The organism is Kitasatospora sp. NPDC059747 (assembly GCF_042732955.1).
Lineage (GTDB): Bacteria > Actinomycetota > Actinomycetes > Streptomycetales > Streptomycetaceae > Kitasatospora.
In genome coordinates this window covers 21136-43305 of record NZ_JBHWGV010000010.1, presented here as the reverse complement: position 1 = coordinate 43305, position 22170 = coordinate 21136, and the positions used below count along the sequence as shown (strand labels likewise).

Annotated in this window: 18 protein-coding genes; 9 read left to right on the top strand and 9 right to left on the bottom strand. The window is 72.8% G+C overall.

The annotated features are described in order from the left end of the window. Positions 1-87 precede the first annotated feature (87 nt). The 3 genes from ACFV4G_RS06735 (at position 88) to ACFV4G_RS06725 (ending at position 5041) form a co-directional block, all read left to right on the top strand. Positions 88-2316, top strand: coding sequence for a serine/threonine protein kinase (locus ACFV4G_RS06735; protein WP_380437221.1), 2229 nt, complete (start codon positions 88-90; stop codon positions 2314-2316). Further along, the gene (locus ACFV4G_RS06730) at positions 2309-2773 is read left to right on the top strand and encodes a hypothetical protein (protein ID WP_380437218.1); all 465 of its coding nucleotides are present in this window, start codon (positions 2309-2311) and stop codon (positions 2771-2773) included. The genes ACFV4G_RS06735 and ACFV4G_RS06730 overlap by 8 nt, the downstream gene beginning before the upstream one ends. 627 nt (positions 2774-3400) lie before the next feature. Further along, a complete protein-coding gene (locus ACFV4G_RS06725; RefSeq protein WP_380437216.1) occupies positions 3401-5041 on the top strand; it encodes a M4 family metallopeptidase in 1641 nt (546 codons plus the stop codon). 207 nt (positions 5042-5248) lie between these two features. On the opposite strand, the gene ACFV4G_RS06720 is transcribed toward ACFV4G_RS06725, so the two are convergent. The 3 genes from ACFV4G_RS06720 to ACFV4G_RS06710 form a co-directional block, all read right to left on the bottom strand. Then, positions 5249-6520, bottom strand: coding sequence for an MFS transporter (locus ACFV4G_RS06720; protein WP_380437214.1), 1272 nt, complete (start codon positions 6518-6520; stop codon positions 5249-5251). Positions 6521-6838: 318 nt separating this feature from the next. Then, a complete protein-coding gene (locus ACFV4G_RS06715) occupies positions 6839-7801 on the bottom strand; it encodes an ABC transporter substrate-binding protein (RefSeq protein WP_380437212.1) in 963 nt (320 codons plus the stop codon). 71 nt (positions 7802-7872) lie between these two features. Next, positions 7873-8757 (bottom strand): MerR family transcriptional regulator, encoded by an 885-nt coding sequence (locus ACFV4G_RS06710; RefSeq protein WP_380437209.1) that lies wholly within the window; start codon positions 8755-8757, stop codon positions 7873-7875. Between the two features lie 201 nt (positions 8758-8958). On the opposite strand from ACFV4G_RS06710, the gene ACFV4G_RS06705 reads away from it, so the two are divergent. Genes ACFV4G_RS06705 through ACFV4G_RS06695 form a run of 3 tightly spaced genes read left to right on the top strand, consistent with a single transcriptional unit; the run spans position 8959 to position 12562 of the window. Beyond that, complete coding sequence (locus ACFV4G_RS06705) at positions 8959-10653, top strand: flavin-containing monooxygenase (RefSeq protein WP_380437207.1); 1695 nt, start codon at positions 8959-8961, stop codon at positions 10651-10653. Beyond that, positions 10650-11654 carry an alpha/beta fold hydrolase gene (locus ACFV4G_RS06700; RefSeq protein WP_380437205.1) on the top strand — a complete coding sequence of 335 codons (1005 nt, stop codon included), beginning with the start codon at positions 10650-10652 and terminating at the stop codon, positions 11652-11654. The genes ACFV4G_RS06705 and ACFV4G_RS06700 overlap by 4 nt, the downstream gene beginning before the upstream one ends. Continuing rightward, positions 11651-12562 (top strand): SDR family oxidoreductase, encoded by a 912-nt coding sequence (locus ACFV4G_RS06695; RefSeq protein ID WP_380437203.1) that lies wholly within the window; start codon positions 11651-11653, stop codon positions 12560-12562. The genes ACFV4G_RS06700 and ACFV4G_RS06695 overlap by 4 nt, the downstream gene beginning before the upstream one ends. A 127-nt stretch (positions 12563-12689) precedes the next feature. On the opposite strand, the gene ACFV4G_RS06690 is transcribed toward ACFV4G_RS06695, so the two are convergent. Beyond that, positions 12690-14039 (bottom strand): PLP-dependent aminotransferase family protein, encoded by a 1350-nt coding sequence (locus ACFV4G_RS06690; RefSeq protein WP_380437201.1) that lies wholly within the window; start codon positions 14037-14039, stop codon positions 12690-12692. A 103-nt stretch (positions 14040-14142) separates the two neighbouring features. Between ACFV4G_RS06690 and ACFV4G_RS06685 the strand changes: the two genes are divergently transcribed. Continuing rightward, entirely contained in the window at positions 14143-14805 is a 663-nt protein-coding gene (locus ACFV4G_RS06685; RefSeq protein ID WP_380437199.1) for a LysE family translocator, read from the top strand. Between the two features lie 87 nt (positions 14806-14892). Here the strand turns inward: ACFV4G_RS06685 and ACFV4G_RS06680 are convergent, their stop codons facing one another. The 4 genes from ACFV4G_RS06680 to ACFV4G_RS06665 form a co-directional block, all read right to left on the bottom strand. Continuing rightward, on the bottom strand, positions 14893-15957 hold the full coding sequence (locus ACFV4G_RS06680) for a serine hydrolase domain-containing protein (RefSeq protein ID WP_380437196.1): 1065 nt from the start codon (positions 15955-15957) through the stop codon (positions 14893-14895). Continuing rightward, entirely contained in the window at positions 15954-16889 is a 936-nt protein-coding gene (locus ACFV4G_RS06675) for a DUF6895 family protein (RefSeq protein WP_380437194.1), read from the bottom strand. The genes ACFV4G_RS06680 and ACFV4G_RS06675 overlap by 4 nt, the downstream gene beginning before the upstream one ends. Further along, positions 16886-17812 carry a hypothetical protein gene (locus ACFV4G_RS06670; RefSeq protein ID WP_380437193.1) on the bottom strand — a complete coding sequence of 309 codons (927 nt, stop codon included), beginning with the start codon at positions 17810-17812 and terminating at the stop codon, positions 16886-16888. Before ACFV4G_RS06670 ends, ACFV4G_RS06675 begins: the two co-directional genes overlap by 4 nt. Before the next feature lie 163 nt (positions 17813-17975). Further along, a complete protein-coding gene (locus tag ACFV4G_RS06665; RefSeq protein ID WP_380437191.1) occupies positions 17976-18185 on the bottom strand; it encodes a hypothetical protein in 210 nt (69 codons plus the stop codon). A gap of 155 nt (positions 18186-18340) precedes the next feature. Between ACFV4G_RS06665 and ACFV4G_RS06660 the strand changes: the two genes are divergently transcribed. Together ACFV4G_RS06660 and ACFV4G_RS06655 are read left to right on the top strand one after the other, a co-directional pair. Beyond that, positions 18341-19114: an SDR family NAD(P)-dependent oxidoreductase gene (locus ACFV4G_RS06660; RefSeq protein ID WP_380437189.1), complete on the top strand. Its 774-nt coding sequence runs from the start codon at positions 18341-18343 to the stop codon at positions 19112-19114. A 267-nt stretch (positions 19115-19381) separates the two neighbouring features. Next, positions 19382-21220, top strand: coding sequence for an ABC transporter ATP-binding protein (locus tag ACFV4G_RS06655; protein ID WP_380437187.1), 1839 nt, complete (start codon positions 19382-19384; stop codon positions 21218-21220). Between the two features lie 99 nt (positions 21221-21319). Here ACFV4G_RS06655 and ACFV4G_RS06650 read toward each other — a convergent pair whose 3' ends face one another. Beyond that, positions 21320-21988, bottom strand: coding sequence for a lysophospholipid acyltransferase family protein (locus ACFV4G_RS06650; RefSeq protein WP_359957613.1), 669 nt, complete (start codon positions 21986-21988; stop codon positions 21320-21322). Positions 21989-22170: the final 182 nt, after the last annotated feature.

The window sequence follows — 22170 nt, the reverse complement described above, 5'->3', positions numbered from 1 at the left end:
ACGGCGGGTGATGGCGCCGCGGCACCCTCTGGCACACTGTGTGCCCGAAGGCCCGCTGGGGAGGGTCATGACATCTGGGGGCAGGGGATGACGGGACGGGGGACCGTGCTCGGCGGGCGCTACACGCTCACCGAGCGGATCGGCGGCGGGGGCATGGGCACCGTCTGGCGGGCCGAGGACGGCGTGCTGGCGCGCCAGGTCGCCGTCAAGATCCTGCACTCGGCGCTGTTCGAGGACGGCACGTTCGTCCGGCGCTTCCGGCGCGAGGCGCAGATGGTGGCCGCGATCGACCATCCCGGGATCGTCGACGTGTACGACTACGGCGAGAGCGGTTCGGGCGGCCGCAGCGCCTCCGGCGGCACCGGCCGTGCGGACGGCCCGGAGGGCGAAGGAGCCGCCACCGGCGGGGCCGCCGCCGACGACGGGGACGACGGCGAGCGCTGCGCCTACATCGTCATGGAGCTGATCGAGGGCCGCCCGCTCGACCAGGTCCTCGCCGCCGACGGCCCGATGTCCCCCGAGCGCGCCTTCGCCCTGCTCGCGTCCGCGCTGGACGCCCTGCAGGCGGCCCACCGCCAGGGCATCGTCCACCGCGACATCAAGCCGTCGAACCTGATGGTGCGCGCCGACGGCCACGTCACGATCACGGACTTCGGCATCGCCCGCGCGGTCGCCAGTACCAAGATCACCGCCTCGCACGCGATCATCGGCACCGCGCTCTACATGGCGCCCGAGCAGGCCGAGGGCAAGGGCGGGGTCGCGCCGGCCTCCGACCTGTACTCGATCGGCGTGGTCGGCTACGAACTCCTCACCGGGCGGCCGCCGTTCGAGGGCGAGAGCGTGCTGGAGGTGGCGCTCAAGCACGTGCGCGAGCCCGCGCCGGAGCTGCCCGCCGCGTTCCCGCCCGCGGTGCGCCTGCTCGTGACGAGGGCGCTCGCGAAGAAGCCCGAGGACCGCTACGCCGATGCGGCCGCGATGGCCGCCGCGGCCCGGTCGGCGATTGGCGCCCCGGGCGCGGACGTCGTCCCGGAGGAGGTGGTGGCGCGCGCCCGGGCCGCCGCTGCCGCAGCCGCTGCGGCCGCCGCCGTCGATGAGGAGGCCGAGGGGGGCCCGGCGGGCCCGGCGGGTGCCGAAGGCAAGAACGGCCGGCCGGGGAAGGAAAGCGGCGGTACCGGCGGGGGAGCGCCGAACGAGGTGGCGAAGGTGGGCCCGCAGCAAGCCACCGAGCCGGGGCGGCGCCGGTCGCGGCGCGCGATGCTGGTGCCCGTCATCATCCCGGTCGTCATCTCGATGGGCACGGCGACCGTCCTGCTCGTCGACCGCGGCCCCGGCGGCGCGGACGCCCACACGCCGCCCGGCGCGCAGCCGACCGTCGCGACGGCCCCGGCGACGCCGGGCGCCCCCGGCACGACGGGGACGGACACCACGCCGACCCCGTCCGCGGCGGCCACGACGGCCACCCCGCCTCCGGCCGACACCCCGGGTGCGTCCGCCGCCCCCAACCAGCCGCCGAACCCGGCGAATCAGCCACAGGCGCCCGTTCCGGCGCCCGGCAGCGGCGGCAACGGCGCAGGCGCCGGTACGGGCGGCAACGCGGCTGCGTCCGGTGGTGGCCGGGGTACCGGCAGCGCGTCCGGTGGCGGTGCGTCCGGTGGCAGCGCGTCGGGTGGCGGCGCGTCGGGTGGCCAGTCGAATCCGTCGGGCGGTGGCGGTGGCGGTGCGGGCGGCACGGGCAACCAGCCCGCCAACAACGGCAATCCCCAGCCCCAGCCCCAGCCAGGTGGCGCGGCGGGCGGCGCGGCGGCGGGCGGTGGCGGTGGCTCGCCGTCCGGCGGTGGTGCGCCCGCCGGTGGCGGATCGGCCTCGACGCCGACCAATCCCAGGCCGGCCGGGTGCGGCGGGAACGACTGGGTGACCATCGTCAACGTGCGGTACGGCCTCCCGCTCGGGCTGCAGAACGACAACCTGTCGGCCGGCAACCCGGCGGTCCTGGGCGGAGCTTCGGCGTACGGCTGGATCGCCACGCTCGGAGCGGGCAACTACACCAACTACAACGCCTGCAACAAGAGCGGCCCCCTGCTCGTCCAGAACATGGACGGGATGGGCCCCGGTTCGACCGCCACCGTCGCGCTGAATTCCGGGTGGAACCCCCTGAGCGCCTGGGTCGTCCGGCCCGCGAGCGCCGCGGGCACGTACACGCTCGCCGAGAACGGCGGGGCGCGGTGCCTGACCGGAAACGGTTCGGGCAGCCCCGTCACCATGACGGCGTGCACCGACGGTCTGGCAGCGCAGCAGTGGCGGCTCACGAGTGGCTGACGCGGCGGAGGTCGGGGGCAGCTCCGGCGGCTGCTCCGGGGGCTGCGACGAGGAGGAACCGCGGCCGCCCGTCGCCGGGATGACGATCAGCGTCCGGACCCGCCGCGACGTCGTGGTCGTCGATCCGGAGCGCTTCCTGGCCGCGGCCCGGGCGGCGTTCCGCGAGCTGTACCCGGGCGCGACGGAGGAGGACGCCCACCGTCACGTCCTGGACGTGACGGACGCGGTGGACGTGCTGCAGGAGCGCGACGGCGTCCTCGCTCCCGGGCTGCGGGACGCGGGGGCCGGCAGGTGCGGGCCGCTGCCCGGACGCCGCGTCCTCGACCGGCCCGACGGTCTCTCGCCCGCCGGCGAGATCCAGCAGATCGTCCTGGGCGACCCCGAGCCCTTGCAGGACATCGTGCTCCCCCAATTCGCCGAGGGCCGCGACCTGTTCGCGCTGCCGCCGACCGAATGACCGGACGGGGGCGCCCCGCTCGCTGCACCAGGCGGGGCAGCTGCGCCCTCGGGAGTCGTTCCGGCAGCATTGGTACGGACCATCGCGGGAAATCTCGATGATTCCCCAACTCGCCGACTGCGCACCGGAGTCGGGCGAACACGCAAGTCAGCGGGGCTAGCAGACGCCTCGACCGCGAACAAGCGCGACCGGTGGCGGGACCTCGCCAAGCGGATGTCAAGACTCCGTATCGAAAGTTTTACAGGCGTGTAAAACTCGCCCGGCGACCCGTCATCTCCCACCGGTGGACTGGTCGGTGTGACATCGGCCCAGGCCGGCGGACATCGTTCGAGTGGTAACCCACTGCAAGGGCGGGTGGAATTCCCCGGTTTGTCCGTGTCGCTGGATGTCCGTCAGGTTGGCGGGACCTGGCCACTTGATGAAGTAGACCTGTCAAAACGCTTGTCGGGTTGTCATGCTTTTTGACAGCCCCCGCCGGCAGCCCCCACCCCCACCCCTCGGTGGTCTGCCGTTCGATCGCAACGGGGCCCAGTACGCCAGTGCCCGTCCCGCCCCACAGGTGCCGACCCCGGCCCCCGGGACGCGGTGCGACCGCGCACAGACGCGGTTTCCCGGAAGGACTCGTACGTGAAGCGAAAGCTCGCAGCCGTCGCCGTGCTCTCGGCCACGGCCCTGCTGACCGGCGTGATCCAGGTGAGCACCACGGCCGCGCAGGCCGCCCCGACCGCCGCGCTGCAGGCGCAGGCCGCCCACCAGCACGCCACCGTGCTCGCGGTGGCGAACGGCGAGGCCGGCCCGCTGGCCAAGCAGCTCGCCCTCGGCGACCAGGAGAAGCTGGTCGCCAAGGACGCGGTGATCGACGCCGACGGCACCCGCCACCTCCGCTTCGAGCGGACCTACGCCGGCCTGCCCGTCATCGGCGGCGACCTGGTGGTCCACCAGGCCAAGGACGGCGCGGTCAAGTCCGTGAACAAGGCGGTCGCGGCGCAGCTGAGCCTGCCGAGCCTCACCCCGCGGATCCCGGCCGACAAGGCCGCCGACAACGCGGCGGGCGCGGTGCGCGCCACCGTGGGCGTCACGCTGGACGCCGACGAGTCCCCGATGGCCGACGTGCACCAGGCCGGTGCCGCCGAGCTGGTCGTCTGGGCGAGCGACGGCAACCCCCGCCTGGCCTACCGGGTCCAGGTCGAGGGCACCCGCGCCGACGGCACCCCGAGCCGCCAGGTCCTCGTCACCGACGCGGCCACCGGCGCGGTGCTGTCCACCCACGAGAAGATCGAGACCGCGGCCGGCACCGGCAACGGCGTCTTCGTGGGCAACGTCCAGCTCAACACGGCCCAGAGCGGCTCCTCGTACTCGCTCAAGGACGACACCCGCGGCGGCCAGTCCACCAGCGACATGAGCAACGGCACCAGCGGCAACGGCTCGCTCTTCGCCAACAGCACCAACAGCTTCGGCGACGGCACCGCCGGGAACCGCGAATCCGCCGCCGTGGACGCCCAGTTCGGCGCCGCGACCACGTGGGACTTCTACAAGTCCACCTTCAACCGCAACGGCATCCGCAACGACGGCGTCGGCGCGGCGAGCCGCGTGCACTACGGTTCCAACTACGTCAACGCGTTCTGGAGCGACGACTGCTTCTGCATGACCTACGGCGACGGCCAGGGCGACACCCACCCGCTCACCGAGATCGACGTGGCCGGCCACGAGATGACGCACGGCGTCACCGCCGCGACCGCCGCGCTCAACTACTCCGGTGAGTCCGGCGGCCTCAACGAGGCCACCTCCGACATCATGGGCACGATGGTCGAGTGGTACGCCAACCTGCCCTCGAACCCGCCGAACTACTGGATCGGCGAGCTCATCAACCTGAACGGCGACGGCAAGCCGCTGCGCTACATGGACCAGCCGAGCAAGGACGGCTCGTCGGCCGACTACTGGTCCGCCGACGTCGGCAACTCCGACGTGCACTTCTCGTCGGGTGTGGCGAACCACTTCTTCTACCTGCTGTCCGAGGGCAGCGGCGCGAAGTCGATCAACGGGTTCGACTACAACAGCCCGACGTACGACGGCTCGACGCTCGCGGGCATCGGGCGCGACAAGGCGGCCCAGATCTGGTACCGCGCGCTGACCACCTACTTCACCTCCACCACCGACTACGCGGGTGCCCGTGCGGCCACCCTCAGCGCGGCGACCGACCTGTACGGGGCGAACAGCGCCGAGTACAACGCGGTCGCGGCCACGTGGACTGCGGTGAACGTCAACTGACGGTACGTCAGGTAAGTGGCGTGGGCCGCGGTGCGGTGACAGTGGCGCGGCGACCGCGGTGCAGTGACGCGGGGCCAGTGAAGCTGGTGCTGTGATGCAGGTGCGTTGATGCGGTTGCGTTGATGCGGTTGCGGTGATGCAGGAGGGGACGCGGTGTTCCCCGGCGGGGGCGGCGGTGGGATGACCACCGGCGCCCCCGCTGCCGTTTCACGCGGCGGGCGACGCGGCCTTCGCGGCAACGGGCGCGGGCGGCGTCGAGTGCCGGCGCCGGAATCGGTGCTCGGTCGCGGTGCAGGCGGTGAGGACGAGGGCGGTCGCCGCGGCGGCCGCCGTGACCGCGAAGGGAGCGCCCGGCGAGAAGTGGTCGGCCGCCCAGCCGCTGACGAAGGTGCCCGCCGACTGGGCCAGGATGAGCGCGCTGACCAGCGCTGCCATCGCCTCGCCGAGACGGGCGGCCGGCACCGTGCGCTCGACCAGGCCGAACATCGTGATCATCTGCGGCGCGACGGCGACCCCGAGGAAGCCGACGGCCGCGGTGAGCGCCACGAGGCTCCCGTCCGCGAAGAACAGGACGCAGGAGGCGGTGAACAGCAGTGCGGTGCCCGCCCGCAGGCGCGGCGGCAGGCCCCAGCGGGCGGGGAGCGACGCGGTGGCGACGCCCGCGATCGAACTGGTGCAGCCCAGGAATCCGTACAACAGCCCTGCGGAACCCGGCCGGCCCAGCGCCTCGGTGGTGGCGGTGATGCCGACCTGGACCGAGCCGAAGCAGGCGCCCAGCAGCGCCATCCCGGCCATGAGGAGGAGGTAGGGAGTGTTGAACAGGCGCTCGGCGGACTGGGATTGGGCGTGGACCGGGATCGGCACACCGGTTGCGGCGGTTGCGGCGGTCTCGGCGGTCGGGTGCAGGGCGAACAGCGTGGCGCAGACGCCGGACAGCACGGCAGCGGTGAGCATCCCGGCGGACGGGGAGACGGCGGTGGCGAGCATGCCGACGAGTGCCGGGCCGGCCGTGAAGCTCACCTCGTCGACGATCCCGTCCAGCGCCAGCATGGCCGAGGTCAGCTCCGGTTCACCGGCCGACAGCCGGACCCAGCGGCTGCGCGACAGCGGGCCGACCAGCGGGACGGACAGGCCGGTCAGTGCGGCGGGCGCGATCTGCCAGCCGAGCGCGAGCCCGTGCTCGGAGGCGGCGACCAGGGCGACCAGGGCGGCGGCGTTGACCAGGGCGGCGGCCAGTCCGACCGTGCGCTGCCCGCGCCGGTCCGCCAGCCGTCCGACGATCGGACCGCCGATCGCCTGACCGCCCGCCAGGGCCCCGGCCACCAGCGAGCCGGACCACACGCTGCCGGTGTTCCGGCTGACCAGCAACAGGGTGCCGATCGGGCTCATCGCGTTCGGCAGCCGGCCGAGCAGTGACCACAGCAGCACCCGGCTGCCCGTCAGTTGCGTTGCCATGCGGAAGTTCACGGCCACGGACACGGTGCAGGCCTCCTCTGCGGAACCGGTACGGGCGCCCGCCTCCCGTCTCCGGCCCGACCAGGTGACAGCGACCTGCGGGTGAGCCTAGACGGTAGAGGTGACGGCGGTGTGACGGTAATCGTTTGATCACCCGGTGGAGTCGAGGGGTGGGGGAGGGGTGATTGGAGGAGTGGCCAAGGGGGGTGAGGGAGGTGAGGGGGCGGTGGTGGGGCGGGCGACGGCGAACAGGTAACAGATGACAGATTTCAACATCTGTTATCTGTCGTCTGTCATCTGTTTGCCGTCGGCGGTTGGCTGTCGCCCGTCACCTGTCGCCCATCAGTCGCCTACGAGGTCCTTCCGCATCTGGCCGAGGATCAGCCCGGCTCCCGTGTACCCGATGCCGAGCATCCACAGCCCGTCGTCCACCTGGAACACCCGGCCGTTGCGGACGGCGTCGAGGTTCCTCCACAGCGCGCCGCCGAGGATCTTCGGCTGGTCGGACTTCGCGGCGTCCCCGTACACCGAATAGAAGATGACGTCGGCCGCGGCCTGGTCGACCTGTTCGGGGCTGATCTCCAGCGAGAACCCGGGCTTGTCCTGGTTGGCGGGCCGGCCGACTCCGAGGTCCTTGAACAGCGAACCGACGAAGGTGTCGTTCAGGTAGAGCCTGGTCGGCGCGCCCGCGAGGAAGCGCGCCATCTCGACCCTGGTGGCCGCGGCCTTGGCCGGTCCGCCGAGCGCGGTGATCAGGTCCCGCACTTTCGCCTGGTACGCGGCCTCGGTCGTCGCTGCCTCCGCTTGCCGCCCCAGCGCCTCGGCGTGCAGCCGGACGTTCTCCTTCCAGGTCGGTCCGGTGGTCTTGGACAGCACCGTGGGCGCGATCTTGGCCAGCTGGTCGTACCGCTTGTCGTCGCGCACCTGGTTGCTCAGGATGAGGTCCGGTCGCAGCGCGGCGATCGCCTCCAGGTTGGGCTGGCCGATGGCGCCGACGGCCTTCGTGTCCGCGAGCCGGTCGCCCGGGAGGTAGCCGGGGAAACCCGCGCCGTCGCTGACGGTGGTCGCGCCGACCGGGATGATCCCGAGAGTGACGGCCGAGTCGAGCGCGTCCGTGTCCAGCACGACCACGCGGGAGGCCCGGGCCGGCACGGTGCTCTCACCGCGCGCGTGCCGTACCGTCCGCGTGCCGGCCGAACTCGCCGCCCGTGACGGACTGTTGGCCCCGCAGGCGGCGAGCGCGAGGCCCGGGGTGAGTCCGGCGGCGAGACCGAGGGCGGCGCGGCGGCTCAGGTGTCCGGGCATGGGCGGCTTCCTCCGGCGACGGTCCAACGGGCGGTCAGGGCGCGGGAATTCCTGCCCGTCACGCGTGCGCGCTACGCGTCGGAGCCGCTGCCGTCCTCGCTGCCGTCCTTGCCGCAGCTCTCACTCCCGCTCTCACTCCCGCTCTCGCTCCCGTCCTCGCTCCCGTCCTCGCTCCCGTCCGAGCCCTCCGCGCCGTTCTCCCTTCGGTGGCGCAGCAGTTCGTCGTACTCGGCGTGCACGCGGCGGTCCATCGCGAGCGCGAACTGGGCGTCCGCGACCGTCCGGGCCAGCGGGCGGACCCGCAGGATGCGCTCGGTGAGGCGGGCGGCCTCGCCGGGGGGCAGCGGGGAGTCGGCGGACAGCGCGCCGAGGATGTGGTCGGTGACGACGTTGATGAAGATCTCGGCGATCGCGTCGACGTGCGCCTGGGTACGCCGGCTGGCGTCCAGGACGGCCGACAGCGGTACGCCCTCCGCGACCAGCGCCGTCGTGGCGTCCATCAGGCGGCGGCTGATGTGGGTGATGCCGTCGTCGGTGACAGTGATGTAGCCCTGGGCGAGGGATTCGGCCGTGTTCTCCTCGGTGAGCTGGTCGCCGAAGCCGTCCTTGAGCTCGTCCCAGGTTAGGCGCACCGGCGTCTCGTCCGACCAGGGCGCGATGATGGCCGCTTCCAGGCCGATCAGTTCCGCGACGTCCCGCCCGCTCTCGCCGGCGCCGATGAGTTCGGTGATGCCGCCGAGGGTGTGTCCGCGTTCGAGCAACTCGCCGATCATGCGCAGGCGGGCCAGGTGCTCCTCTCCGTACCAGGCGATGCGGCCCTCTTTGCGCGGCGGTTGGAGCAGTTTGCGCTCGCGGTAGAAGCGCAGCGTGCGGGTGGTGATGCCGGCCGCTTCGGCCAGTTCCTCCACCCGGTACTCGCGTTTTCTGTCGTCCGCAGCAGCTCTGGCCTTGTCCACGGCGATCAGCATAGGACGGTCCGCCGCGGTCGCCGCCGGAATCGGGGCGGTCGGCCGTCTTCCCAGCGCTGTCGGCAAGGGCTACCCTGCCAACCATGCCAGTGATTGCTGGCATGGTTATCGGGATTCCGGGCAGAACGTCCGGGAGAGTTCCTCTTGGCGGAGAGCACGCGACCGCCCCCACCCTCAGGAGGACGCCGCATGGCATCCAGCACCAAGCGCCCCCGGCCCGGCGCGTCCGCCGCCCCCGAGGCGTCCGAAGCCGCCGAAGACGCCGGCGCTGTCGAAGCGGCCGAGGCCGTCTCGCTCGTCGAGGCCGTCGCGTTCGCCGGCGACGTCGAGGTCGTCGAGGTCGTCGACGAAGAGGCGGCCGAGGCCGTCCCGCACGTCCGGGTGGCGGTCGTCGGTGCCGGCTTCGGCGGCCTCGGTGCCGCCGTCCGGCTGCGCCGGGCCGGGATCACGGACTTCGTCGTCCTGGAGCGCGCCGACTCGGTCGGCGGCACGTGGCGCGACAACAGCTACCCCGGGTGCGCCTGCGACGTCCCCTCGCACCTCTACTCCTTCTCCTTCGCGCCCAACCCCGAGTGGCCGCGCAGCTTCTCCGGCCAGCCCGACATTCGCGCCTACCTGGAGAAGGTCGCCACGGTCTTCCGACTCCGCCCCCACCTGCGCTTCAACGCCGAGGTGCTGGAGGCCCGTTGGGAGGGCGAGCACACGCGCTGGCGGATCACCACCACGGCCGGCACGTGGACCGCCGACGCCATCGTCTCGGCCTCCGGCCCGCTCGCGGACCCGCAGATCCCCGACCTGCCCGGCCTGAGCGCATTCACCGGCAAGGTGTTCCACTCCTCCCGCTGGGACCACGACTTCGACCTGACCGGAAAGCGCGTCGCGATGGTCGGCACCGGAGCCTCCGCCGCCCAGATCATCCCGTCGATCCAGCCGAAGGTCGGCAAGCTGACGGTCTTTCAGCGAACGCCCGCCTGGGTCCTGCCCCGTCGTGACCGCGAGATCACCCAGCTGGAGAAGTGGCTGCACGGCCGGTTCCCGGTGACCGGCAAGGTCCGCAGGGGGACGCTCTTCGCGCTCCGCGAGCTCCAGGTCGATGCCTTCGTCCGCCGGCCCGGCCTGCTGCGCGCCGTCCAGCGGCTCGCCGAACACCACATCGCCCAGGGCGTCCCCGACGCCGGGCTGCGCGCCAAGCTCACGCCGGACTACCGGATCGGCTGCAAGCGCATCCTGCTCAGCAACACGTACTACCCGGCGCTCGCCGCCGCCAACACCGAGGTCGTCGCCTCCGGCCTGCGCGAAGTGCGCGGCTCCACACTGGTCGCGGCCGACGGCAGCGAGCACGAAGTGGACGCCATCGTCTTCGGCACCGGCTTCCACGTCACCGACATGCCCATCGGGGCAAGGGTGTTCGGCGCGAACGGCACCAGCCTGGCCGAGGAGTGGAAGGACGGCATGGAGGCGCTGCGCGGCTCGACCGTGCGCGGCTTCCCGAACCTGTTCTTCGTGATCGGCCCCAACACCGGCCTCGGCAACAGCTCGATGATCCTCATGATCGAGTCCCAGCTGAACTACGTCGTCGACGCGCTCACCACGCTCGGCTCGATCGGTGCCGCCGCCATGCAGCCGACCGCCCGCGCCCAGCGCCAGTGGAACCTCGAACTCCAGCACCGGATGGACCGCACCGTCTGGTCCACCGGCGGCTGCCACAGCTGGTACCAGGACCAGAACGGCAAGAACACCGTGCTGTGGCCCGGTTCCACCACCGCGTTCCGCCGCGCCACCCGCAAGGTCGACCTCGGCGAGTACGAGCTCATCATGCGCGCGACGCCGGCCACCGCGTCCGACTCGGCGCAGGCCATGACCGCCCAGGGAGTGTCAGCATGAGTCCGCAGCTTTCCCCCGATTGCGTACCGCCCACGCCTGTCGAGGAGTTGGCCGTCCGCTCCGCCGACGGGCTGCGCCTGCACGTCGAGATCCACGGCCAGCCCGGGGCGCCGACCATCGTGCTCGCCCACGGCTGGACCTGCTCGACCGCCTTCTGGGCGCCGGTGATCCGCCAACTCTCCGACCGCTACCGGCTCGTGGCCTACGACCAGCGCGGTCACGGGCACAGCGAGATCCCGCCGAGCGCGGCCCGCTACTCCACCCGGGCACTCGCCGATGACCTCGCCGCCGTCCTCGCCCGGACGGTCCCGGCCGGGGAGCGGGCCGTCCTCGCCGGCCACAGCATGGGCGGGATGACCATCATGGCGGCCGGCGGACGGCCCGAGGTCGCCGAACGCACCGCCGCCGCCGTCCTCGTCTCCACCGGTCCCGGGCGGCTGCTCGACGAACTCGCCGTCCTGCCCGAGTCGTTCCGCCCGGCCGGGCTTCGCCGCTTCCTGCACGGCCGACTGCTCCACTCCCGGATGCCGCTCGGTCCGGTCTCGGCGGTCAGTCGTGCGGCGCTCAAGTTCGCGACGATGGGGCCGGATTCGGCGGCGGGCCGGGTCGAGGCGACGGCCCGGATCGTGCACGCCTGCCCGACCACCGTCCGCGCGCGCTGGGCGGGTGTCCTCGGACGGCTGGACGTCTTCGCCGGACTCGGCCGCCTCGCCGCGCCGACGTCGGTCATCGCCGGCACGGCGGACCGGCTGACACCACCGGTCCACGCTCACCGCATGGTCGCCGAACTGCGCGACCCGCAGGGGTTGTTGCTGCTTCCCGGGGTCGGTCACATGTCGCCGTTGGAACGGCCGGTCGAGGTCGCGGCGGAGATCCACCGAATGGCCGTGGCCCATCTGACTGCGGACAGCGGTCCTGCCGCCGATTCCGCCCCCGGTTCCGTCTCCGGTTCCGATTCCGATTCCGATGATTTCGACTCCGAGAGGAGCGTCGTCGCATGAACGCCATACCGCCGTTGTCCGCCCAGGTCGTCGTCGTCACGGGGGCCGCCCGTGGTGTCGGTGCGTCGTTGGCGCGCAAGCTCGCGCGCTGTGGGGCGAAGGTCGCGCTGCTCGGGTTGGAGCCGGCCGAACTCAAGGACGTCGCCGCCCAGTGCGGCCCGACCGCGACCACGTGGGAGGTCGACGTCACCGACCTCGACGCTCTCGATGACGCCGCCCGGCGGATCAAGGAGCATTACGGCCGGATCGACACCGTCGTCGCCAACGCCGGGATCGCCATCGGGGGGCCGTTGGTGGACAGCGACCACCGGGCGTTCAGCCGGGTGATCGAGGTCAACCTGCTGGGCAGTGTGGCCACCGCGCGGGCGTTCCTCCCCGCCCTCATCGAGAGCCGCGGTTACCTGCTCCAGATCGCCTCGCTCGCCGCCCTGACGCCGTCGCCGCTGATGAGCGCGTACTGCGCGAGCAAGTCGGGGGTGGAGGCGTTCGCCCACTCGATCCGTGGCGAGGTCGCCTACCAAGGGGTCAAGGTCGGTGTGGGGTACCTGAGTTGGACCGACACGGACATGGTGCGCGGTGCCGACGAGGACGTCGTTCTCAAGCAGATGCGCAGCCGCCTGCCGTGGCCGGCCAACAAGACCTACCCGCTGGAGCCGGCCGTGGACCGGATCGTGGCCGGCATCGCCCGGCGCTCCGCGCACGTCTACGCCCAGGCCTGGCTGCGCGGCATGCAGCCGGTCCGGTGGCTGCTGCCGAGCCTCATCGCGGTGGTGGGCTCCCGGGACGTGGCCAAGCTGGCCCCGCAACTGGCCGCGACCGCCGCCTCGCGCCTGCGCGCGGTCGGCGCGGGCGGAGCGGCTGACACGGTGGCGCGCAGTTCTGACAGTGGTGCGCGGGCGGACGGTTGACGGTCGGCTCGTGGTGAGGGGGCTCGGGCGCGGGGTAGTGGCGAGCGACGGGTAACAGATGACAGCTGACAGATAACAGATTTCGAAATCTGTTATCTGTCAGCTGTTCGTCGTCGCCCGTCGGCCCTCACTCCAGCAGTTCCTCCGGCGTGCTCCGGGCGATCCTGGCGAGGGTCTCCAGGGCATGTGCCAGGACCGGGACCGGCGGCGACGCGAGGCCGACCCGGACAGCGGACGGAGACACCCTGGGGTCCACGGCGAAGGCTGCGGCCGGGGTGATCGCGATGCTCTCGCGCGCCGCGGCGGCCACGAACGTTTCCGCCCGCCACGCCGCCGGCAGTTCCCACCACACGTAGTAGGAGCACGGGTCTGCGCGCAGGTGCTGTCCTGCCAGCACTTCCCGTGCGAGTAGCTGCCGCGCCGTCGCATCCGAGCGCTTCGCCGCTTCGACCGCCGCGACGGCGCCGTCCCCGACCCAGCGGACGACCGCCTCCAGCGCGAACCCGCTGGGCGTCCATCCGCCGGACCGCAGTGCGGCGGCCATCCGGTCGCGGAATGCACCGGGGACGACGGCGAACCCGGTGGTCAGGCCCGGGGCCAGGCGCTTGGAGACGCTGTCCACCAGGATCGTTCGCTCGGGCAGCAGGGCTGCGAGGGGCACGAGGTCGGGTCGCAGGAAGGACCAGATGGCGTCCTCGATGACGGGCAGGTCGAGATGACGCAGCTCGTCGGCGAGGGTTGCCCGGCGCTCGGGTGGGAGGCTTCCGCCGAGCGGGTTCTGCAGGCGGGGCTGGAGGTAGACGGCGCTGAGCGGCGCGGCCCGGTGCGCGGCGGTGACGGCGCCGGTCCGGAGGCCGTGCTCGTCGACGGCCAGTGGTACGAGAGTGATCCCCAGCCGCTGCGCGACGGCCTTGACCACGGGGTACGTCAACGCCTCGACCCCGAGCCGCCCTCCGGGCGGTACGAGCGCGGAGAGCGCGCCGGCGACCGCCTGCCGGCCGTTGCCCGCGAACAGCACGTCCTCGGGCGATGCCTGCCACGAGGGCGAGCCGTGCGGCCCGGACGCCAGCTGGGCGAACGCGTGGCGGGCGGCGGCCGTCCCGATTGCCCCCACCGGGCGCAGCGCGGCGTCGAGTGCGTCCGCCCGAAGCATCGGTGCGAGGGCGGCGCCGAGCAGCGCCTGCTCGGGCACGACGGGGTAGTTGAGCTCCAGGTCGATGGGTGCCCCGGCCGGTTCGGCGAGCGGGATGTGGGGGCCGGGTGCCCGCTGGTCGGCGCGGACGAAGGTGCCGCGGCCGACCTCGCCGGTGGTGAGTCCCCGGAGGGCCAGTTCCCGGTAGACGCGCCCGGCGGTCGAGGCGGCGATGCCGCGGCGGCGGGCGAAGGCGCGTTGGGTGGGGAGCTGTTGCCCGGGGCGAAGCCGTCCGTCGGTGATGGCGTTGGCGATCTCGTCGGCGATGAGCCGGTAGTCGTCCATCGACGGGCCCTCCGTGTCGGTCGTGCTCGGCGGGATTGCGCTGATTGCACCGAGCGCAAAGTTATCATTGCATCGAGCTCGGAGTGCGGCCTAGCCTCCTCGCATGGACCTGCTGATCCCCGCCGCCGCCCCGCACGCCCTGCTCGGAATCGCCGCCGTGGCGCTGGGCATGGTGCTCACCCCCGGGCCCAACATGATCTACCTGGTCTCGCGCTCGATCGCCCAGGGCCGCCGGGCCGGGCTGGTGTCGCTGGTCGGGGTCGCGGCCGGATTCCTGGTCTACCTCGGGGCCGTGACGGTTGGCGTCGCCGCGGTGTTCACGGTGGTGCCGGCGCTCTATGCGGCGATCAAGCTCGCCGGGGCCGGGTACCTGCTGTGGCTCGCGTGGAAGGCTGTCAAGCCGGGTGGCGCGCCGGTCTTCGCGCCGCAGCAACTGCCGCACGACTCGCCGCGCAAGCTGTTCGGGATGGGCTTCCTGACCTGCCTGCTCAATCCCAAGATCGCCATCATGTACCTGTCCCTGCTGCCCCAGTTCGTCGACCCGGCGCGTGGTCACGTCGCGGCCCAGAGTCTGGTGCTCGGCCTCACCCAGGTCGTCGTGGCGGTCACCGTCAACGGACTGATAGCGGCGAGTGCGGGCAGCATCGCGTCCTTCCTCAACCGTCGCCCGGCTTGGCTCCGCATCCAGCGCTACGCGATGGGCACGGTCCTCGGCGGACTCGCCCTGCACATCGCGGCGGACCGGGCGAAGGCGGTTGCGGTCTGAGCGGGTGGGGAGCGGCGGATGGCAGCCGACGGATGACAGATAACAGCTGACAGATCACAGATTTCGAAATCTGTCATCTGTCAGCTGTTATCTGTTCCCCGCCACCTCCGTCAGCACCCCGTACCCGACCCGCAGGAACCGCCCGTCCATCGTCGGCCCGGTGTTGGCGAGAGCGGCGACGGCGCTCTCCGTCTGTGGTGAGAAGCCCACGAACGCGGTGAACCCGCGCGTGGCGCCGGAGTGGAAGAACAGGTCCCGGTCGCCCGCCCGTCGGTGGTTCCACACCAGGCACACCTCGCCGCCGGACCCTGGCAGTCGCAGCCGGGGGAGCTGCACCTCCCGCAGCGCCGCGCCCAGCTCGCCACCCGGCTCGCCGTCCCCCGTGTCGCCCGACTCGCCCGGCCACGTGCCGACATGCGCCTGCAGGAAGCGCAGCAGGTCCGCGCCGCTCGCCCGGGCCGCGCCCGCGCCCGGAAGGCCGGGCATCCGCCACGGCGGCAGTGCCCGGCCGCGCCGGTGCCCGATGGCGCGGTCCGGGGTGTCCGGCGCGCAGGCCAGCGTCCGCAGTCCCAGGGGCCGGCCGATCCGTTCGGCGAGGAGTTCGGCGTACGGCGCACCACCCGTCTCGGCGAGGAGGCGGCCGAGCAGTGCGACCCCGTAGTTGGAGTACCCGTACCGGCTGCCGGGCTTGGTGCGGACGGTGGTTCGGGTCACCGCATTCCTCAACTCCCGCTCCCCGTAAGCCCCGTACGGATTGCTGTACCAGGCCCGGACGGCGCCCGCCAGCAGGCCGGGCGGCAGGCGGTGGAGGCCCGCGGTGTGCGTGGCCAGGTGGAGGAGTCGGATCGGCCCGCCCGAGCGGACGGTCAACGGCCGCCAGGAGCGCGGGAGGTGGAGTTCCAGCGGATCGTTCAGCGTGAGTTCGCCGCTCGCGGCCAGCGCCGCGAGCAGCAGCGCGGTGAACGTCTTCGTGACGGAACCGAGTTCGAAGACGGTGTCGGGCGTGCAGTCCGGCGCGCTCGGGGCGCGTCCGAGCCGCCCGTGGCACCGCACCTCCGCCGAACTCCCGCGCGCCATGGCCAGAGTGACGGCCGTCGCGGACGGTCCGGCCGCCTCGACCAGGTCGGACAGACTCCTGTCCGCCCCACTCACGTCGCCACCGGCGTGCCGCCGAGCGCGCGGGACAGGGTGATGGTGGCGGCCACCACCCCCACTACCGCCGTGTGTTGGTGGTCCCGGAAGGCCTGTTCCGGGTCCGCGTCGACCGGTTCGGAGTCGCGTGGCAGCAGCCCGTCCGCGTGCTGTGCGGTGACCAGCGCGTCCCAGCCCTGCCGCCCGGTGACCGGTTCGCCGACGCACGCGTCGACGGCGAGCAGTTCGGCGGCGAGGTCCCACTGTCCGATCTCCAGCCAGACGTCGAGCCAGACGGGCAGCCAGTCGCGCACGTAGGCGCGCACCGGTTCCGGCAGGCCGTCCGGGCGGGCGCCCCAGTCGGTGAGGTGGAAGACGGTGTGGGTGATCCGGTAGGCGGTCATCCAGTCGACGGCCCACGGCTCCGGTGTCGCACCGAGCCAGGTGGCGGCGGCGAGTGCCGCCCAGTCCGGTCGGTCGGCGAGCCCGACGATCCGGCGGGCGTTGGCGACGGCCAGCTTCCGGTTGGGTTCGGCCTCGACGGCGTGGACCGCGCGCAACCGGCCGAGCGAGTCCAGGAGTTCCTCCATCGCGGCGTGCCGGTAGCCGGCGCGGGCGAAGTGGGCGTACGTCTCCAGCGGGTCGGTCATCGCGAGGTGGCGCAACTGTCGTTCGTACAGGAGGTCGCCCGAGCGCACCTGGTCCCAGGCGAAGTCGAGGAGGCCGTGTGCGGTGCGGGTGTCGCCGGGGCCGGTCACGCCGTCGCGCAGGATGAGGGAGGCGGCGAGGGCGAGTTCGCCGAGCGGCTTGTAGGCGTCGTTGGGGTCGGCGAGGTCGACGACGGTGTTGTCGGGGAGCCGGCCGAACCCGTTCCGGCGGCCGGCGTCCAGCCAGTCCAGCGCGTGCGAGCCGAGGCGCTGTGCGGTGGCCAGCACGCGCGTGTCGGCCGTCATCGTGCCGCCCTCGCCCGGACCGGTTCCGGCGGACCGTTCAACAGGCGCTCGGCAATGGCGAGTTCGAGCAACGTGCGGGCGCTTCCGTCGCCGGTCAGGCGGATCCGTTCCAGCACGGGCCCGACCTCCAGCCGTAGCGGACGGCCGTCGGCCCGTGCCCAGGCGAGCCAGCGGGCGAGCCGGGCGGCGGTGCGAAGGTCCCGGCGGAGCATCGAGCGGGCGGTGCCGCGCGCGAGGTCGAGGGTGTGGGTGCGGGCGAGTTCGTGCACGGGGCCGTCGAGACCGGGCAGGGCGAGCACGGACAGCTGCGCCATGCGGACGGACCACGCCTGCCAGTCGCGCGGGCCCGGGGGCGAGCCCGGTCGGGGGCCCGGCCGCGGCACGGCGGCGGGAGGCGGGGCGGCCTCGCCGCCGTACGGTGTGCGCGCGAGCAGTGCGGAGGCCGCCCAGTCCTGCCAGGCGATCACGAGGTTCGCATCGTCGGCGGGCGGAGGTGGGCCGGTCGGGGAACCGTCCCACGAGTCGGCGGCGGGCGGCGGGAAGACCCGTCGGGCTTCGGCCAGTAGCCGGGCTGCGGCGTCGTCCAGCGGCACGAGGGTCGACTCCTTCAGCGGATTCGACGGATTCGACGGATCTAACGGATTCAACGGAGCCAACGGAGCCAACGGATTCAGTGGATCCAACGGTGAACGAGCGTTGAAGAGTTGAGGAGCGAACAGGTCCGGGCCGAGTATGCGCGCCGCTGCGAGCACAGCCCCGGGTACGGAGCCCTCCGGGTCGGTCAGCAAGGAGGCCAGCAGCCCGTCCGGCTCCGTGAGCGAGGCCGTTCCCCCGGCGCCCCGGAGGGCGTCGAGGGTCCGGCGGGCCATCCGCTCGACGGCCGCGGCGTACTCGTCGCGCAGTGGTGTCTCGGCGAACGGCATGGTGCGCTGGTCCTCCTTCCGGAGTCCGGGAGGGTTCACGAGGGAACCTCGACGGCTCACGAGAGGTCTCGGGGATGGCGGTGGGTCGCAGGTGTCGTGGCCGCGGCCGTCGCCGTGGCCGTAGACCGGGCGGCCAGCAGGCCACCGACTACCGGCTGCCGGGCTACCGGCTCGGCCGCTCCTCGGGCCGCTTCGGGCTCGGCTCCTTGGGCGACAGCAGGAGCAGCAGCGCGACCGCGGCGTCGGGGCGGTACGTGGGCGCGTCGGTCACGACGGCCTCGTCCTCCACCATCAGGCTCGCGAGTGTGACGGCCTCGACCGGCGTCGCGCTGGGTGACACCGGGCCCGCTTCGGTCCGGAACTGAGTAAGCATCAGGCATGCCTCCTCGCGCGGATGTCATCACCCGGTTGGGCGATGCCCCTGTCCGACCTTACGAGCCGGGCCGGGGCCGTGCATCCGCAGTCCGCTGAGCAGGGATGTTGCCCTGGGTGTGGGCCCGGTCGCGGCGAGTCGGTACGGTCGGGGGCATGACCACAGCCTTGATCACCGGCGCGACCGCCGGCATCGGAGCCGCGTTCGCCCGCCGGCTCGCCCGCGGCGGCTACCGGCTCGTCCTGGTGGCCCGCGACACCGAGCGCCTGGAGCGCACCGCCGCCGACCTGCAGGGGAAGTACGGCGTCGAGACGGAGGTGCTGACCGCCGACCTCGCGACCGACGAGGGCATCGGCGCCGTCGAGGCGCGGCTGGCCGACGCCGCCCGCCCGGTGGACCTGCTCGTCAACAACGCGGGCTTCGGCAACCGCGGCGCCTTCCTGACCGTCCCGCTCCAGGACGAGCTGGACATGCTGAAGGTGCACGTCGAGGCGGTCCTCCGGCTGACGACGGCGGCGCTGCCCGGGATGCGCGACCGCGGCCGGGGAGCGATCATCAACGTCGCCTCCGTGGCGGCGTTCCTGCCGCGCGGCACGTACGGGGCGAGCAAGGCGTGGGTGGTGAGCTTCACCCAGGGGGTGCTGCGCGACCTCGGCGGCAGCGGGGTGCGGATGATGGCGCTGTGCCCGGGCTTCACGCGGACCGAGTTCCACGAGCGGGCCGGCATGGGCACGGGCAACATCCCGTCCTGGTCCTGGCTCTCGGCCGAGCGGGTCGTGGAGGAGGCGCTGCGCGACCTCGGGCGCGGCCGGTCGGTGTCGGTGCCGGGCAAGCGGTACAAGGCCGCGGTGGCGCTGGCCCGGGTACTGCCGTCCGGGAAGCTGGGCGGGCTCTCCAACAAGGCGGCGCGCACCTACCGGACGGACTGACCGCGCGGAACGGACCGACCGCGCCAGGCGGGTGGAACGGGCGCGGCGGGCGGGTGGGACGGGTGGACGGGGCGGACGGACCGACCGGTCGGCCGCGCCAGGCGGGTGGACGGGCGGCCCCCGTTCACCCGCGGCACACGGCGTGATCGGGCGGGCGGCCACGCGCGCCGCGGGAATAGGGCGACCCTCACTATTAGCTAGTCTAACTATGAGCTACTCTCGCTATGCTGGCGGCCGCCCGGCTGCCCGACCCCCGGAGGTCCGCCCTTGAGGCCCGACAGAATCGACTGGACCCCGTCCCCGCGCGACGAGGGCGAACCACGCCCGCTCGCGCAGTGGCGGCGCATCCTCGCCCTCTTCCGCCCCTACGCGGGCCGCCTCGCCACCGTCGGACTGCTGGTCGGCGCCTCCGCCGTCGTCTCGGTCGTCTCGCCGTTCCTGCTGCGCGCCGTCCTGGACACCGCGATCCCGCACGGCCGTACCGGCCTGCTGAGCGTGCTCGTGCTCGGCATGATCGCCGCCGCCGTCGTGAACAGCGTGTTCAACGTCCTCCAGACGCTGATCTCCACCACCGTCGGCCAGCGCGTCATGCACGACCTGCGCACCGCCGTCTACGGCCACCTCCAGCGCCAGTCCCTCGCGTTCTTCACCCGCACCCGCACCGGCGAGGTGCAGTCCCGGATCGCGAACGACATCGGCGGCATGCAGTCCACGGTGACGTCCACCGCCACCAGCCTGGTCTCCAACTTCACCGCCGTCGTCGCCTCCGTCGTCGCGATGGTCGCGCTCGACTGGCGGCTGACGGTCGTCTCGCTGCTCCTGCTCCCGCTGTTCGTCTGGATCAGCCGCCGGGTCGGCAACGAGCGCAAGAAGATCACCACCGAGCGGCAGAAGCAGCTGGCCGCGATGAGCTCGGCGGTCCAGGAGTCGCTCTCGGTGAGCGGCATCCTGCTCGGGCGCACGATGGGCCGCTCCGGCTCCCTCGCCCGGGAGTTCACCGAGCAGTCCGACCGCCTCGCCGACCTGGAGGTGCGGGCCAGCATGGCCGGGCGCTGGCGGATGAACACCATCCAGATCGTGATGGCCGCGATGCCCGCCGTCATCTACTGGGCGGCCGGACTGACCGCCGCCGGCGGCGCGCCGATCGTCTCGGTCGGCACTCTGGTCGCCTTCACCACGCTCCAGCAGGGCCTGTTCCGCCCGACCGTCGGCCTGCTCTCCACCGGCGTCGACGTCCAGACCTCGCTCGCGCTGTTCCAGCGCATCTTCGAGTACCTCGACCTCCCGGTCGAGATCGCCGAACGGCCGCGGCCCGTGACCCTGGACCGGATCCGCGGCGAGGTCCGCTTCGAGGGCGTCGACTTCCGCTACGACGGCGGGCAGGAGCGCCCCACGCTCGCCGGGGTCGACCTCACCGTCCCGGCCGGGAGCTCGCTCGCCGTGGTCGGCGAGACCGGCTCCGGCAAGACCACCCTCAGCTACCTCGTCCCCCGGCTGTACGACGTGACCGGAGGCCGCGTCACCATCGACGGCGAGGACGTGCGCGACCTCTCCTTCGACACCCTCGCCCGCGCCGTCGGCGTCGTCTCCCAGGAGACGTACCTCTTCCACGCCTCCGTCGCCGAGAACCTGCGCTTCGCCAAACCGGACGCCACCGACGACGAACTCGTCGAGGCCGCCCGCGCCGCCCAGGTCCACGACACCATCGCCGGCCTGCCCGAGGGCTACGACACCCTGGTCGGCGAACGCGGCTACCGCTTCTCCGGCGGCGAGAAGCAGCGCCTCGCCCTCGCCCGCACGATCCTGCGCAACCCGCCCGTCCTGATCCTCGACGAAGCCACCAGCGCGCTCGACAACCGCACCGAGCGCGCCGTCCAGGAGGCCGTCGACACCCTCTCAGCGGGCCGCACCACGATCACCATCGCCCACCGGCTCTCCACCGTGCGCGGAGCCGACCAGATCGCCGTCCTCGACCACGGCGCGGTCGTCGAACTCGGCACCCACGACGAACTGGTGGCGCTGGACGGCCGGTACGCGGCCCTGCTGCGCCGCGAGGCACCCCAGGTGCCCGACGCCCCGGAGCCGGCGGTCCTGGGGCACGTCTGACGAGCCGGCCCGAGGCCGGGGGTGCGTGTGACGGGCCGGTCCGGAGCCTGGGGTACGTCTGACGAGCCAAAGTGAGGCGAGGGGACCCGACGGCCGCGGCTACGCCGCCTTCGGCGCCTCGTTGTAGCCCTCCGCGACCTCCTGGCCGGACAGCCGTTGGATCGCCGCCATCACCTCGTCGGTGACCTGGCGGCGGGCCCTGGCCGAGCGCGCCTGCCCGTGCAGCTCGTCGAAGTGCAGCGGCTCACCGAAGCGGACGGTCACCTTCTTGAGGCGTGGTACTCGCTTGCCCACCGGCAGGATCTGCTCCGGCCCCTCCAGCGCCACCGGCACGACCGGTACGCCCGCCGTCAGCGCGAGCCACGCGACGCCCGTCTTGCCGCGGTAGAGGCGGCCGTCGAGCGAGCGGGTGCCCTCGGGGTAGATGCCGAAGGCCTTGCCGTCCTCCAGGATCTCCAGCGCGGACTCCAGGGAGGCCTGGGCGGAGCGGTAGGTGCCGCGCTCGACCGGCACGGCGCCGATCGCCTCGAAGAAGCCCTTGGAGAGGCGGCCCTTGAACCCCGGGGCGGTGAAGTACTCGGCCTTGGCGAGGAAGTGGACCCGGCGCGGGGCGGTCAGCGGGATCACCACGCTGTCGATGAACGACAGGTGGTTGCTGGCGAGGATGACCCCGCCCTTGCGCGGCACGTTCTCGACACCTTCGATGACCGGCCGCCAGATGCCGCGCGAGACGGGTTTCAGCACCAGCCTGGTGACGAGATCGAGCATGGTCCCTCCCTGGACGAACGAGCGCCCGGGAGGAGCCCGGGCCGGTATCGGTTCCGCAGACTACGCCACCGGCCCCGCAGCCCGTCCACTCCCTCAGTGCGTGGCCCGCGCCACGGACGGTGCACCGGGGCCGGGTAGGGTACGCCCGTCCGAACACCGCACAACCCGCAGTTCCCAGGAGG

Coding starts and splice junctions, on each gene's coding strand:
- ACFV4G_RS06735 (WP_380437221.1), top strand. CDS start 88: ATGACGGGACGGGGGACCGTGCTCGGCGGGCGCTACACGCTCACCGAG.
- ACFV4G_RS06715 (WP_380437212.1), bottom strand. CDS start 7,801: ATGCCCGGACACCTGAGCCGCCGCGCCGCCCTCGGTCTCGCCGCCGGA.
- ACFV4G_RS06705 (WP_380437207.1), top strand. CDS start 8,959: ATGGCATCCAGCACCAAGCGCCCCCGGCCCGGCGCGTCCGCCGCCCCC.
- ACFV4G_RS06700 (WP_380437205.1), top strand. CDS start 10,650: ATGAGTCCGCAGCTTTCCCCCGATTGCGTACCGCCCACGCCTGTCGAG.
- ACFV4G_RS06695 (WP_380437203.1), top strand. CDS start 11,651: ATGAACGCCATACCGCCGTTGTCCGCCCAGGTCGTCGTCGTCACGGGG.
- ACFV4G_RS06690 (WP_380437201.1), bottom strand. CDS start 14,039: ATGGACGACTACCGGCTCATCGCCGACGAGATCGCCAACGCCATCACC.
- ACFV4G_RS06685 (WP_380437199.1), top strand. CDS start 14,143: ATGGACCTGCTGATCCCCGCCGCCGCCCCGCACGCCCTGCTCGGAATC.
- ACFV4G_RS06675 (WP_380437194.1), bottom strand. CDS start 16,889: ATGACGGCCGACACGCGCGTGCTGGCCACCGCACAGCGCCTCGGCTCG.
- ACFV4G_RS06670 (WP_380437193.1), bottom strand. CDS start 17,812: ATGCCGTTCGCCGAGACACCACTGCGCGACGAGTACGCCGCGGCCGTC.
- ACFV4G_RS06665 (WP_380437191.1), bottom strand. CDS start 18,185: ATGCTTACTCAGTTCCGGACCGAAGCGGGCCCGGTGTCACCCAGCGCG.
- ACFV4G_RS06660 (WP_380437189.1), top strand. CDS start 18,341: ATGACCACAGCCTTGATCACCGGCGCGACCGCCGGCATCGGAGCCGCG.
- ACFV4G_RS06650 (WP_359957613.1), bottom strand. CDS start 21,988: ATGCTCGATCTCGTCACCAGGCTGGTGCTGAAACCCGTCTCGCGCGGC.